Raw genomic sequence first — 14216 nt, forward strand, 5'->3', positions numbered from 1 at the left:
GCGACGGCGCGACCCGGTGTGGACACCGGAAGGCTGAGCACTGGACTGAACGACGAGGCCCACGCGATCGTCTACGACCATTACCTCTCCCCCGTCGACGTGGCCGACGGACTTGGCGAGGAGCTCCGTCTCATCAGTGAGGTCGACCGCGCCCACCTGGTGATGCTCACCGAGCGCGGGATCGTCCAGCCGGCCCATGCGTCCGCCCTCCTGCAGGCCATCGACGACCTGCGCCGCTCCGACTTCGCCGCAGTACGGGCCAGGCCCATGCCCCGGGGCGTCTACCTCGCGTACGAGGGCCTGCTGACCGAGCGGCTCGGTGAGGGGATCGGCGGTGTGATGCATACCGGCCGCTCCCGGAACGACCTCAACGCGACCACGGCCCGGCTGCGCGGCCGTCGGCACTTCCTGCGCCTGGTGGACGCAACCGAGGCGTTCGCGAGGACCCTCCTGGACAAGGCTGAGGAGCACAGGGCCGTCGTCATGCCCGCGTACACCCACGGGCAGCCCGCGGTCCCCATCACCTACGGGCACTACCTGGCCGGCGTGGGCTGTTCCGTGCTCCGCGCACTCGAGGACCTGCTCCATGCCGGGCGGGAGCTCGACGTCAACCCACTCGGCGCCGGAGCGGTGGGCGGCACGTCCGTGCCCGTCGACCCGGAGCGCACGAGCGTCCTGCTCGGGTTCGCGGGCCCGGCCCGCAACTCGGTGGATGCCGTAGCCTCCCGGGACTTCGCGCTCAGGCTGCTGGCCGCGGCCTCGGGGCTGGGCGTCACCGTCGCCCGTGTCGCCCGGGACCTCTCGGTCTGGACCTCCGAAGAGGCCGGCCTCGTCCGCCTCGCGGACGACCTGGTGGGCTCCAGCTCGATGATGCCGCAGAAACGGAACCCGTTCCTCCTGGAGCACGTCCAGGGCCGGGCGACCGCGAGCCTGGGCGCGTTCACGGCGGCCGCCTCCTCGATGGCCACCGCCTCGTACACCAACGCCATTGCCGTGGGCACGGAGGCACTGCGGCACACATGGCCCGGGCTGGGGAACGCGACGGACGCCGTGACCCTGCTGCGGCTCGTCGTGCACGGCGCCGAACCGGATGCGGAGCGCATGCTGCGGCGCGCCGTCGAAGGCTTCACTCCCGCCACCTACCTGGCCGAGCGACTGGTCGCCGCGGGGATGCCGTTCCGCAGTGCGCACCACCTGGTGGGCAGGACAGTGGTGCACGCCCTGGACACGTCCCGGTCCTTCGCCGAGGCCGCCCGTGACGTTCCGGAGATCACCCGGCTGGCGGCCCACCACGGCGCGCCGGAATCCACCAGCGGGGTGGACGACTGGCTGCGACCGGCGGCTGTCGCGCGGGCCTGCGCGTACGGCGGAGGACCCGGCGGTGACTCGACGGCCCGCGCCGTGGCCGCAGTCCGCGCCGATCTGGAGAAGGCGCGGGCCGGGTTCGACGAGTGCCGGACACGGTGGGCCGTCGGCGCGGCCGCGCTCGACGAGGCAGTGGAGAGACTCGTGTGACCTTTTTTTGGGGGACGGCCCCGTCCGTAAGCGTCGAGAAGCGCGCACGAGGGTGCGGCGGTACCAGACTTTGCGTGTTGGACCGCGCCACGAGAGCAAGTCGCGCAGGAGCCGGCCCGCCGTCAGGCCCCGGCAGGCGCTGATGGACCGGCGCGTTCAGTTACTCACCCGTGCCCCGGGCCGGGCGTGTGCCAGAACCTGCTGTCCGCTGACTCCGCCCTGTGGCTGATGCGGCGGCGGTGGTCGGCCGGTTTGCGACCGGTGCGCGCCACAGCACTGTGACCCACGCTTTCTGTCGACGGTCGGCGATGTAGTCGGCGTCGCAGGGCAGGGTGACGTGGTCCACCACCCCGTCCAGATCCCGCCCCACCAACAGCCCCTATCGTCACCCCCGTTTCCAGCGTTCGGGCTGGACGGTATGGGCGCCGGTGTACAGCGGGGACGGATATCGGCGAAGGCCCCCCTACGGATGGCCGACCTGGGCGATGGGCCGCCGCCGGGAAACTGTCAAGGCGTCAGCTGCGGCCGAAGGCCGTCGCGGTGGCCACGCGCGAGAGCGATGTGCTCGACGAGTCCACCGAACGCAGGCTGCTGACCAAGAACCTGCGGCCCCTCAAAGCCCTGACGGACCCGACGGTCCTCGAGCCGGTGATCGCCGGTGTGACCGCGGGTTCAAAGGGGTGGGCACAGTGTCGCCGGTCGGGCGCCTGTCCGTGGGTGAGTGGGGCTGCCGCATGGACAGGCGTGACCGTGGGCCTCAAGCCAGGAGGTCGCGAAGTGAAGTCGTTCTCCAACGTCAGCGCACCGGACCGGGGTACGGCGCTACGCACGATCGCGGACGGCGAAGTCGTGAAGTTCCTCGCGGGCGGGACGAACCTCGTCGGCCTCATGCGGGAGGGCAACGAACAGCCGTCGACGGTCGTGGACATCACCCGCCTGCCGCTGACCGGGATCGAGGAACGGGTCTGCTGCAGGTTCGGGTGACAGGTTCGGTCACGCGGCCTGGACGGCGGGCGTGGTCATGACGGTCTCGATTCGACGGGGGTCAGCCGGCTGAGTGAGGCTTGTCTGCGGCGGCGGTGATAGGTCCGCTCGATCCAGGTAACGATCGCCATCCGCAGTTCCTCGCGGGTGGTCCAGCTCCGGCGGTCGAGGACGTTCTTCTGCAGCAGGAGCAGGCTGAAGAAGCACTCCATGGCCGCGTCGTGACGGGCTGCCCCGACTCTCCCTATCGATCCGGCCATCCGGCGGCGATCAAGCGCGCACAAATTTTGCATCCGTCGACGTGTTCGCGCCGGGCCACGGCGTTGTGCAGGGCGGTCACGGCCAGGCGGGACTTCATCCGCGCGTCGATGGAATAGCCCACGATTCTGTTGCTCAAGGGTCCTTGATCGCGCAGAGATACAACTTCCCTTCAATGGTGCCATGTTCGGTGATGTCGGCGAGCCACAGCCGGTTCGGCCCATCAGCGGTGAAGTCACGGCGGACCAGGTCGTCGTGGACCGACGGCCCGGGCTTCTTGACCCGGCCGCGCTTCTTGCCGAACACGCTCCACCAGTGGTTGTCCCGGCAGATGCGCCACGCGGTCCGGTCCGCCATGCCGGATCCCGTGCTGCGGGCTTCGTCGGCCAGGAAGCGGTAGCCGAACTCCGGGTCGTCGCGATGCGCGTCGAACAGCGCGTTCGCGCGATGCGCCTGCTACAGCACGGCATCGGCCACCGGCTTGTCGAGCCAGCGATAGTGGGGCTGTCTGGCGAGCTTCAGCACCCGGCACGTGACCGCGACGGGCATCCCGTCCGCGGCCAGCTCTTTCACGAGCGGGTAGATCCTTTTTCCGGGCAGATGCGCCTGTGACAGATAGGCCGCGGCCCGGCGCAGGACCTCGTTCCCCTGCTCCAGCAGCTTGATCCGCGGCATAGTGACATCCTTCCCACCCGCCCCACAGGGCAGACCAGTTCAGATGTCACCCGATCGTGCAGGAGACCCGCCGCTGGAGGACCCAAGTGCACCCCCGGCGCGGCTTTCCCGGCTGTCACGCAGGCGAACCTGAAGTCGACGATCTGCCGCAAAGGCGGCCATACCAAGGGCGTCCGGCCGCCCGTCTCGGCCACCAGCCAGGAGAAGCGGCTGAATACGGCCTTCTACGGCTGCACCGGCCGTCTGGGCGATGCTGTTTGATCACCTTCTGAGCATTGAATTGGACGGCGATCCCAACGACGAGCGGAACCTCTGGGGAGAACCGGCCGACCCGGGCCACAAGACGGGCGGCGGGGTGAACAACAAGAAGGATCCCGTCGAGAGCCAGCGGCGTACCGCGGTCTGCGACGGCAAGGTCACCCTCGCCGCGGCACAGCGCGCGAGCGTCACCGACCGGACCACCGCTCTCAGCCGTCTCGGCATCAGCTGACCCGTCCTCGTCCACGGCACACTGCCCGATGCCGGGCTGGGCGAGCCGGGCCGGGCCGGCGCCTCGTAAGGGCAGGTGCGACGGCATCCGCAGCCTTCAGCGGACATCGGTTGTTTGCTTGCTCTTTGCCGGTGGATGGGGTGAGTTGTCGGCCAATGCGTGCAGCCGCCTCCGGCGCATCGGGAAGGCGGAGTGCGGCGCGTTTCGCGTGATGGCGACCTTCGCAGCGCATCCGTCACCGCGGTTGCCGTCACCTGCGTTCGGTTGCGCAACGACTGCCCCGGCCGAGGGTCGTGTCCCTCGTGGTGGTGTAGCCGATCACGGTCTGGCGGCTCCGCTTCGGAGCCGTCCGGTATCTGCCACTGCGGACTTCCTGGCGATCGCCGCTGGTAACGGCTCGGTGAGCCCCAACAGCGCCTCCGGGGAGGGAAATCGAGCCGTGACCTGGCGATTCCGCCACCTTGATCGGCTACACCACGAGAAGGGACACGACCCGGCCGAGGTCCGCACCCGTGATCACGGCACGGGAAACGGTACATAAGGCGTGGTCCTGTGTCGTGGACACCCTTTGTCGGTCGTTATGGAACATCTGGTGCACCGCGCCGTTGGTGTGCGGGCGTGAAGCAGATCGTTTCCTGCCGGCGCGCTGCCTCGCTCGCCGAGGTGCCTGACGCGTATGCACGGTTCCGCCCCTTGTGAACAGTCGGCCGTCGGCCATATGCCCGGGGTATGGGCCAGTGACTGCGCGGTGTCCGGCTCTTGTCGCAGGTGTTCCGCAGTGGCTAGGCTCCCGCTCACTTTCACGCTTCACGCACATATTCGACACAAAGGGCGGCCGAGCGCCGCTGTCCGGGCGTACGGGGGGTGGGGAACGTCGACGTGTCTCCGATTCGGCAACCCCCCGACGGACCCGTCCCGCCCAAGGACAAGTCCGGCCCCGCCATCCGGCGGTCACGCGGGGAATACACGGACCACCCCTCGGCCGGACCACCGGCAACCGCGGCGAACGGCGCGCCCTTTGAGCCGCCTTCCCCTCGCCCCGCCCCGAGGCGCGGTGACTTGAGGATCCTGTGGTGGGTCAACGCGGTCGACGGACTCGGCAGCCAGGCGTCCGGGCTGGTTTTTCCGCTGTTGCTCCTGGATCTGGGCCACTCCCCGGGCACCGCGGGCGCGTTCGCCAGCGCTGCCGCGCTCGCCGGGGTGGTTCTCGGACCGCTCGTCGCCGTGCCGGCCGACCAGGGACAACGGCGCCGCATCATGACAGGTTCGGCTGGATTCGCGGCCCTGGGCACGGGGGTGCTGGCGCTGACCTGTCTGGGCCGCCCCGCGTTATGGCTGGTGATCGCGCTTGCTCTGCTGGAGCGGCTGTGCTCCATAGTCTACGAGGCCGCGTCGCGCGGGGCCCTGGTCCACCTGGCCACCGTTGACGAACTGCCCCGCGCGGCCGCCGGATTGCAGGTGGGCGATCAAGTCTCGCTCATCCTCGGTCCCGCGCTGGGCGGGGCCCTGTTCCAACTCGCCCGTCCGTTGCCCTTCTTGGCCGACGCCCTCTCCTACGCGGCAGCAACCCTGGGCATACGGGCCGTTCGTACCCCCCTCGACCTGCCCGTCCCCGCCCCGGGCGCACCGGAAGCCGGCCCTCGTCCACCGTGGCGCGGGGTGTGGCGTGCATGGCCCGGCGCCGCGAAAGCCGGGCTGGCCACGGTTGCCGGCTCCCCCGTGCTGCGCCTGGCCGTGGTGTGGACGTCGACGGCCAGTTGCACGCTGACACTGCTGTTCTACACCGCGCTGTTCCAGTTGGGTGGAGGTGCGCACAGCGCCAAGACCGGTCTGGTCCTCACGGCATCCGGGGCGGCCGGGTTGCTGGGTTCCCTGATGGCGGCCCCGGTGGTGCGGCGGCTCGGTCCGGCACGCGTGCTGACGTCGGTCGCCTGGCTGCTGCCCGTGCCGTGCGGCTCCCTGCTGTGGGCCGACAGCGTGTGGAGCTGGGGGGTGGCGTTCGCCGGGCTGTCCCTGCTGGTGCCGCTGATCACTGTCGTACTGTCCAGTGCCGCCGTGGCCTGCACACCGCCGGACGTGCAGTCGCGGGCTGCGAGCGTGTTCGACTCGGCGTCCGCGCTGGCCGCCGCCGGTGCCCCGGCCGCGGCAGCGGTCCTGGTCACTGCCTGGAACACCCGGACGCCCGCGATGCTGTGCACCGTGCTCTTCGTCGCCCTGGCGGTGTACACCCAGGCAAGAGCACACGGGGTGCTCCGCGCGGGTGCGGCGGCGGGCCATGGCGGCGCCCTGGACGGGAGGCAGCAGTGAGTGACTCCTTCAAGGTCTTCCTCAGCGCCCTCCCGGAGGTGTGCGCGCGCGACCCGCGTCGCATGGTGCTCACGGCGGACGCCGGCGGCCGCTGCGAGGTGTTCACCTGGGATGCGGGCGCCCGCAGGACCCGGCAGGTCACCGACCGGCCCGGGGGCACGATGCACTGCGCCATCGACGCCGACGCATACGTGTGGTGGTTCGAGGAGGACACGGACGGGCGAGGGCACTGGTGGTACCAGCCGTTCGAGGGAGGCTGCCGACTGCCCGGCCTGCCGGGGGCACCGGCCGGACTGCCGCGCGGTCTGGCGGTGACGGCCGACGGTACGGTCGCCGCGGCGGTCGCGACCCGGCACGGGACGACGAGCGTGCTGGTGGGGCGGCGCGGGCGGGATCCGCGCGAGGTCCTCACCACACCCGGGCCGTGCCGCCTGGGCGGCATCACCCCCGAAGGCGACCTGCTGGCCCTGGTGGGAGTCTCCGACGGTGACGCGGCCATCACCGTCATGACCGCCACGGGACGGGTCATCTGCACCCTCCCTCGGCCCGGCGGCCCCCGGGGCAGGTTCTGGTGCCGCGGCTTCTCACCGAGGCCCGGGCGGCCCGAACTGCTGCTGGTCCACGAAAGCGAGGACCGCTACCAGCTGGCGACCTGGAGCCCGCGCACCGGCCTGATCACGCACGACTGGTGCGGCTTCGACACCGAGATCAGCGCACGCTGGTACCCCGACACCTGTGAGGTCCTGGTACGCCAGGACCGCCACGGCCGCTCGCTGCTGCACCGGGTGTCCCTGCGTACCCGGACGCGCCACATCGTCCCCACGCCCGCCGGCAGCCTGCTCGATGCCGCGCCACGGCCCGGCGGAGGGGTGCATTACCTGTGGACCGACACAGCCCACCCGCCCGTCCTCCACGCGACCGACGGTATCCCCCTGCCGCAGCCCGGCTCCCTGCCGCACGTACCCGGCCGGCACACCGACCTGTGGACCCCGACACCCGACGGCCCCGTCCACACGCTGCTCAGTCTGCCGCACTCCGCTTGCGGCACCGACTCCGCTTCGGCTCCCGCCTCTTCCTCCGGCGAGAGCCTGCCCGGCCGTCCGGACACCGGTTCCGCGGCTCTGCCGCCGGCCGTGTTCCTGGTCCACGGCGGGCCCGCCGACCACGACAGGGACGCCTACGACGGCGTGGTTCACTCGCTGGTGGCCTCCGGCTACGCCGTCGCACGGGTCAACTACCGCGGCTCCACCGGCTACGGCCCCCGCTGGCGGCGCGCCTTCGGGGCCGGTGCGGGGAGTGTCGGCCACACCCAGGTGGCGGACCTGGCCGCCGTACGAGCCGATCTCGTCCGTCGGGGACTCGTCGACGACAGGGCGATCGCCCTGTGGGGGGTGTCCTGGGGCGCGTACCTGGTTCTGCTCGCCCTCGGTTCCCGCCCGGAGCTGTGGCAGGCAGGCATCGCGGTCAAACCCGTCGCCGACTGGGTCACCGCCCACCGGATGACCACGCCCACGCTGCGCGCCCTGGACGTCCGATGGTTCGGCGGAACCCCCGAAGAGGTGCCGGAACGTTACGCCTTCAGCTCGCCCTTGAGCTATGCGGCAGACGTGGCAGCACCACTGCTCGTCGTCGGCGCGCACAAGGACGTCAAGTGCCCGCCCGAGCAGATCCGCAGCTACCTCACCGCCCTGACCGCCGCGGGCGTCGAACACGAGCAGCTGTGGCTCGACACCGGACACGACGGTTACGACGGCGCGACACACGTCGCCGTCCTGCGCCGCGCCCTGACCTTCCTGCGCACCCACCTGCGCGCCCCGGCACCCGCCGGCCCCTCACGTCCCCCGGCTCGTCCGGGAGGACCCCGGTCCCGCTGACGCACACAGCGGGACCGGGTCGTGCACGGCACCACCCACTCGAGAGAACCCGAGAAGGAGGACAACCATGCAGAAGGACATCATCCACAACGACCCGCTCGAAGACGACGAGGAGAACCGCAAGCCCAAGGTCGGCATCACCATCACCATCCCGATCCGCAACGCCGACGGCGGCAGCGACGAGGAGTAATCCATGGCCCGGCCGGTCCCCCCGGGGGCCGGCCGGGCTCCCTCCCCGATACCCGCCGCCCGCTCGTGCGCAAGGAGCCACCGTGCGCGTTCTTCTCGTCAACATGCCCTGGTCACCTATCGATCTGCCCTCACTGGCCCTCGGCATCCTCAAACGAAGCGTCGACGAACACGTCCCGGATGCGACGTGTGAGGTTCTGCACGCCAACCTGGAGTTCACCGATTGGATCACCAGCCGCACGGAGTTCACCGCCGAGGACTACGACTACTACGCGCTGTCCTCCTACTTCCTCGGCTGCGGTGACTGGGTTTTCTCCTCCGCCCTCTACGACGACCCGGAATGGAAGGACTCGGAGTTCGTCGCCGTGATGACGGACAAGCTGCGCCGGTCACGGATGCGCATGACCCGGGAACTGCACCGCGTCGTCCCCGAGTTCGTCGCGGATGTGGCCCGTCGGGTCGTGGAGCTCCGGCCCGACGTCGTCGGCTTCACGTCCACCTTCCAGCAGAACGCCGCGGCACTGGCCGCCGCACGGCAGATCAAACGCCTCGCCCCGCACGTCGTGACCGTCATGGGCGGCGCCAACTGCGATGGCGAACAGGGGGCCGCCGTCCACCGCAACTTCCCCTTCGTCGACTACGTGGTCCGCGGCGAGGGCGAAGCCGCCTTCCCCCGGCTGCTGACCGCGCTGCAGGGCGACGACCGGGCCGCTGCGGCATCGATCCCCGGGCTGTGCCACCGCACGCCGGACACCGCGCACATAGCCAACCCGATGCCGACCGGGCCGTTGCCGCCCGCCGCCATCCTGCCCCCCGACTACAGCGGCTACTTCGAGCGTCTCGCCGCCTGTGTCGCACACAAATGGGTGGAGCCGAAACTGGTCGTCGAAGGCGCGCGCGGCTGCTGGTGGGGGGAGAAGCACCACTGCACCTTTTGCGGTCTGAACGGTTCGTTCATGGAGTTCCGCAGCAAGAGCCCCGACACCTTCTACCAGGAAATAATGGACCTGGCGGAGCGCCATCGGGTGCTGGACATGTACGTGGTGGACAACATCCTGGACATGCGCTATCTCTCCACGGTCCTGCCCCGCATCATCGACAGCGGATACGACCTGCGCATGCACATCGAGATCAAGGCCAACATGCGGCGCCCGCAACTACAGGTCCTGGCGGACGCGGGGCTCATCTACGTCCAGCCCGGCATCGAAAGCCTCAACAGCCAGGTCCTCGACCTCATGGACAAAGGAGTCAGCGGCTGCCAGAACGTGCGCATGCTCCGCGACGCGGCGGAGACCGGGCTCGCGGTGTCATGGAACTACCTGCATGGCTTCCCCGGTGAGACGGCGGACGACTACGACCCCGTCATCCGCCAACTCCCCGCGCTGGAACACCTCGACCCGCCGGTCGACCTGTCCGCCCGGATCGCCATCGAACGCTTCAGCCCGTACTTCAATCGGCCCGAACTGGGCTTCACCGGGCTGCGGCCCGAGCAGCACTACCTGTTCACGTACGACCTGCCCGAGGCGGAACTGCACGACCTGGCCTACGTCTTCCAGGCCCCGCAACGCGGTATCACGGAGCCGACGGTGGGCCGCCTCAACGACGGCCTCGCCGCCTGGCAGAAGCACCATGCCGACGCCCGCCTCACCCACACCGACCTCGGTGACCGCATCGTGCTGGTCAGCAGGCGGCACTCGTTCGACTGGCGGACCATGGAGCTCACCGATCCGTTCGAGACCGCGGTGTTCCGGCTCCTGGACCAACCGCACACCGCTGCCGCGCTGCACCGCAAGACGGCTGCGGCCTCCGCTTCCGCAGGGGGCCCGGAGCGGACACCGCAGGACCTCGAGGCTCTTCTGGAGAGGTGGGTCACCCTCGGCGTGGTGTTCACCGACGCGGGCCAGTACGTCCACATCGCCCCCGCCGCCGTGAACCAGGACCTGCTACGCCTGGATTACATGCGCCACGTCCACGCGCGCCCCGAGGCCGGTCTGCCTGCCGCCTCCCCAGCCGGCGCTCCGGCCGAGCCGACGCCGGCCCTGTCCTGATTTCCTGGCCGTGACGAAGGACCACAGATGACAGCCACCGCATCGGACCTGACGATACGTGCCTGGCGCGACCACGACCCGCAAGCCCGCCGGCTGCCGGGCATGTTCCTGGGACCCGTCCCGGTGACTCCGGACGCCGAGAACGTCAACCGCCTCTTTGCCGGGGGCGTCCGCCACGCCGAGCTGGACACAACCGTCGACCTCTCCACCTCCGATCCCACGGCCCACCGCCCGGCGATCGACCGGCTGCGCCTGGTCCGCGACCTGACCGCACACGCCGTCTCCGTCGACTGGGACCTTTGCCTGTCACCGGAGCATTCCGCACGCCAGTGGAAGTTACTGTCCCATCTGCACCCGCCACGCACGATCACCGGTCTCGCGGACGCCCAGGAGGCCCTGCACGCCTGGCGAACCCGCCACTACCTGTGCAAGCTCGTCTGGCGCCGAGGTCCGGGCTTCGTCCAGATCCGCGACCGTCGCTGGGGAGACCTGCGCCGCTTCACCGCCGACGAACCCCGCTACCAGGACGCCATCAGCCTTCTCGACCCCGGAGTTCACCACACCGACGTACCCGCCGACGTACTGGAGGAGTTCACGGCCGAACACCTCGTCCTGCGAGTCGGTGATCTGGCCTGGTGGCTGCCCTACCGGGTCTCCCGCTGGCTCCAGGAAGGCATGGCCGTGTGAACATCGGCTCCCGCGGCCGACAAGGCTGCCGGGAGCCGGGGCGTCGGTGTCCACGGGGCGACCCGGCCGTCCGATGGCTGGGCAAGGAAGCGCGGACGAAGACCTGGCAGGTGCCGCGGGAGTCACCTGACGACAGCGCCGCCGTGGGCACCGGCCCGGGTGAAATCGCCCTGAACCAGCACCACTTGGCGGCGTCGCGGCACTGGAGTCCGTCTTCAAAGATCATCTCGTGGTGGATCACGGTGGGCGTGATACGCCGCCATGAACTTTGCGCCTGCCGAGAATGTCATCCATGCAGCTCAGGGGCTTGCTCGGTGCTGACGCAGGATGAGCGCTCGTGTTGCTTCGTCTCGCCTACCTGACCATCACCAACGCGTTCGCCGCGCTGCGGCTGCTACCGATGACCGACCGCGACAAGGACGCGAGCTTCTCGCCCTGCGCCACCGGATCACGGTCCTCGAACGGCAACTCGGGGAGAGGGGGCGAAGTCTGCCTCGGAAGACTGAGGGTTCCCCGCCGCTCTGCTGGTGCCGCTGCGGCGTCAGGTTCTGCGTCGGCTGCGGTTGCCCGCCCACCGTTCGCTCGATCCGCATCCTGATCCTGCGCCTGGTCCGGGAGAACCCGTCGTGGGGTTACCAACGGGGTGCATGGCGAACTCGCCACCCTCGGCATCAGCATCGCAGCCTCCACCATCTGGGAGATCCTCAAGACCGAGGGCATCGACCTCGCACCCGACCGGGCCGCCACCACCTGGGCCGACTTCCTGCACTCTCAGGCCGGCGCCCTCCTGGCCTGCGACTTCATCGAGACCGTCACCCCGCCCGGCCAGCGCCAGTACATCCTCGCGGTCATCGAGCACGCCACCCGCCGCATCCGGATCCTCGGCACCACGGCACACCCCACCGCGCAATGGATAAGCCAGGCCGCACGAAACCTGGTGATGGACCTGGAGGACCCCCGGATCACCGTCAAGTATCTGATCCGGGACCGGGACGCGAAGTTCCCGACACTCTTCGACCAGATCCTGGGCGAGGCCGACATCCAGACCGTGCAAGGCGACGACGCCTGCCGACGGCACCTTCACGACCTCGTTCGACGCCGACGGTGCGGTACAGACTGTCGGCGAATACGCGCCCGGCCGTGAGGACAGCTGGACCCACACCCATGCGTATGCGTACCTCTCCCAACCCGACCTTCCAGCGTCCGAACCCACCCGGATCCGGTTCACCTCGCCACCGGACGTCAACGTACCGGCCGGCGGCACGACCACCGTGACCGGCGTCGTGGAGCGCAAGGTCGGCGACGCCTGACTCCCCCTTCCCCACACCACTGTCGACCTGTCAGGACCTCAGACCGGTTCCGCGTGGTTGCCCGGCCTCAGCGACGACCGGGGAGCATTCGCCATCGCGATCTCCCAGGCCGGTGCCTACCAGGTCCGTGTCGAGGCGACGGACTACCTGCAGCAGAGCCCCGTCGAAAGCGTCCGCGTCCGCGTCCGCGTCCACATTCCCCAGCCCGGAGCCCGGTTCACCGGCCTCAGCATCTCCCAGGACGCCACGGGCCAGGGCCGCATCGCCGGCCGTCTCACCCTGGGACAGGCCGACTCCCCGCCCCCCGGCACCACGGTCCAGGTGCAGTACTCCGCCGACGGCAGGAGCTGGCACAACGCGGCTACCACCACGGTCGGACGCCAGGGCCTCGGCAAGGACGAATTCCTGTGCGGCGTCCGCCAAGGCAGCAATGCCAACGGCTACTGGCGCGTCTCCTTCCTCGGCAACAACGACTGGCTGCCCGTCAACGGCAACGCAGTGCACCTGTGGCGCACCCCTACCCGGATCACCGGCGGCAGACCGAGCACCACGCACGCGCGCCACAACCAGAAGCTGTCCTTCTCCGGGAGCCTCCAGCAGTCCCCCGCGGGAGCATGGCATGCCTACGGCCACGCCACCGTGCGACTGTGGTTCCAACCGTCCGGCGGCACGACCTGGCACCTCATGTCCACGGCCACCACCGACGCCCACGGCCAGTACAGCCTCAGCGCCAAGGACACCACCACCGGCACGTGGTACGTCGCCCACCAGTCCCCCGACACCCACCACCTCGACTCGACGAGCATGCACACCTGGGTCGGCGTCAAGTAGTCCGCTCGCGCACTGCGTCCGGCGCTGCCGGCCCGGGTGCACCCGGCCGCGCGCTTGCCCTCAGGGCGGGCCCGCGGCCAGGTCAGCGATGATCTGCTTCGCCAACCGCACCCTGCACCAGGACGTCGTCTGGATCAGCTGACCCCTCCGCGAACAGGCAGGGTTGTTCCGCCGGCATGCCAGTCGCCGAAGATGCGACAGGAGGCCCGAAGCCATTGGGAGCGGACGCGGCGGCTCTGGGACACCAGTGGGCTCCCGGCCCGGCGCTTCGAACGTCGCGGCCGGGCCCCGGACTTCGGCCGGCCGCCCGAGCACGATCTGCGCGACATCATGGACGCGATCTTGTAGGTGGAGCGCACCGGGGTCCAGTGGCGCTACCTCCCGCACGACTTTCCGCACTGGAACACGGTCTACGGCTACTTCGCGAAGTTGCAGAAGGCTCGCCACGGCACCGGAGCGGCCGTTGTGCCGCTCGCCGCATCAACTCGCGGCGACGGCAGCCGGGGTGCCCCCACCCCTCAGCCGCCGACCGGAAGGCCGTCGGGCAGGAGCAGGCCGAGATCAAGGACTTCGTCAAGGGTCTGAGCGCGGACGACATCAAGTCGGGCAACTGGTTCACCAAGCTCGCCGCCCATGCCATGAACTCGTACACCCAAAAGGTCGACTGGCAGTACTTCCAGGACCGGTACGCGGGTGTGCCCACGGACGCCATCGTGGATCAGCGGATCAAAATGGGACCAGCCGCAGGGAGCTCCGCGACCGCACCTTGATCTGGAACCGGAGCCACCTGCTCCACGCAGTTCGAGGGCCAATGCAACCAGCACCGGCCGCACCGGACGCTCAAGCAAGCCGCTCCGCCCGCTACCCGAACCGATCAGCATGCCAGAGACGAGCAGGCACCTGGAGGTGCGCCGACGGGACCGGCTGGGTGGAACCCTACATAAGTACGAACATGTGACTTGACCAGGCCGGTGGTTAATCGGCACCCGCACTGCCGTCACCGCTCTGTCACAAGTAGTCGCCGCCCGGAACCCTGGCGCTCTCCCGC

General features: G+C 69.8%; 10 protein-coding genes and 2 pseudogenes. 11 read left to right on the plus strand and 1 reads right to left on the minus strand.

The genetic code is table 11. The features are described 5' to 3' along the window. The first annotated feature begins 18 nt into the window (after positions 1 to 18). Both argH and ACZ3KP_RS39380 read left to right on the plus strand, forming a co-directional pair. Complete coding sequence (argH, locus tag ACZ3KP_RS39375; protein ID WP_467505783.1) at positions 19 to 1515, plus strand: argininosuccinate lyase; 1497 nt, start codon at positions 19 to 21, stop codon at positions 1513 to 1515. A gap of 777 nt (positions 1516 to 2292) precedes the next feature. Further along, positions 2293 to 2499: an FAD binding domain-containing protein gene (locus ACZ3KP_RS39380; protein ID WP_467505784.1), complete on the plus strand. Its 207-nt coding sequence runs from the start codon at positions 2293 to 2295 to the stop codon at positions 2497 to 2499. 35 nt (positions 2500 to 2534) lie between these two features. Here the strand turns inward: ACZ3KP_RS39380 and ACZ3KP_RS39385 are convergent. Continuing rightward, a pseudogene (locus tag ACZ3KP_RS39385) lies at positions 2535 to 3426 on the minus strand (IS3 family transposase); the annotation flags it as partial. A 286-nt stretch (positions 3427 to 3712) separates the two neighbouring features. Between ACZ3KP_RS39385 and ACZ3KP_RS39390 the strand changes: the two are divergent. From ACZ3KP_RS39390 to ACZ3KP_RS39430, 9 genes and pseudogenes are all read left to right on the plus strand, one after another. Beyond that, complete coding sequence (locus ACZ3KP_RS39390) at positions 3713 to 3922, plus strand: hypothetical protein (protein ID WP_467505785.1); 210 nt, start codon at positions 3713 to 3715, stop codon at positions 3920 to 3922. 1059 nt (positions 3923 to 4981) lie between these two features. Beyond that, on the plus strand, positions 4982 to 6229 hold the full coding sequence (locus tag ACZ3KP_RS39395) for an MFS transporter (RefSeq protein ID WP_467505787.1): 1248 nt from the start codon (positions 4982 to 4984) through the stop codon (positions 6227 to 6229). Continuing rightward, a complete protein-coding gene (locus tag ACZ3KP_RS39400; RefSeq protein ID WP_467505789.1) occupies positions 6226 to 8103 on the plus strand; it encodes an alpha/beta hydrolase family protein in 1878 nt (625 codons plus the stop codon). The genes ACZ3KP_RS39395 and ACZ3KP_RS39400 overlap by 4 nt, the downstream gene beginning before the upstream one ends. Before the next feature lie 67 nt (positions 8104 to 8170). After that, positions 8171 to 8293, plus strand: coding sequence for a hypothetical protein (locus ACZ3KP_RS39405; RefSeq protein ID WP_358981307.1), 123 nt, complete (start codon positions 8171 to 8173; stop codon positions 8291 to 8293). A gap of 82 nt (positions 8294 to 8375) precedes the next feature. Further along, positions 8376 to 10340, plus strand: a complete 1965-nt coding sequence (locus ACZ3KP_RS39410; protein ID WP_467505791.1) for a RiPP maturation radical SAM C-methyltransferase — start codon at positions 8376 to 8378, stop codon at positions 10338 to 10340. Positions 10341 to 10367: 27 nt separating this feature from the next. Continuing rightward, positions 10368 to 11027, plus strand: a complete 660-nt coding sequence (locus ACZ3KP_RS39415) for a DUF5825 family protein (protein ID WP_467505792.1) — start codon at positions 10368 to 10370, stop codon at positions 11025 to 11027. Positions 11028 to 11670: 643 nt separating this feature from the next. Next, complete coding sequence (locus ACZ3KP_RS39420; RefSeq protein ID WP_467505793.1) at positions 11671 to 12171, plus strand: hypothetical protein; 501 nt, start codon at positions 11671 to 11673, stop codon at positions 12169 to 12171. A gap of 223 nt (positions 12172 to 12394) precedes the next feature. Then, positions 12395 to 13168: a hypothetical protein gene (locus ACZ3KP_RS39425; protein ID WP_467505795.1), complete on the plus strand. Its 774-nt coding sequence runs from the start codon at positions 12395 to 12397 to the stop codon at positions 13166 to 13168. 192 nt (positions 13169 to 13360) lie between these two features. After that, a pseudogene (locus ACZ3KP_RS39430) lies at positions 13361 to 13597 on the plus strand (transposase); the annotation flags it as partial. Positions 13598 to 14216 lie beyond the last annotated feature (619 nt).

The sequence above is a fragment of the Streptomyces sp. NPDC020958 genome, from assembly GCF_055562175.1.

What these genes read in the sequence shown, in the direction of transcription:
- ACZ3KP_RS39405 (WP_358981307.1), top strand. Translation starts at nt 8,171, where the DNA reads ATGCAGAAGGACATCATCCACAACGACCCGCTCGAAGACGACGAGGAG.
- ACZ3KP_RS39415 (WP_467505792.1), top strand. Translation starts at nt 10,368, where the DNA reads ATGACAGCCACCGCATCGGACCTGACGATACGTGCCTGGCGCGACCAC.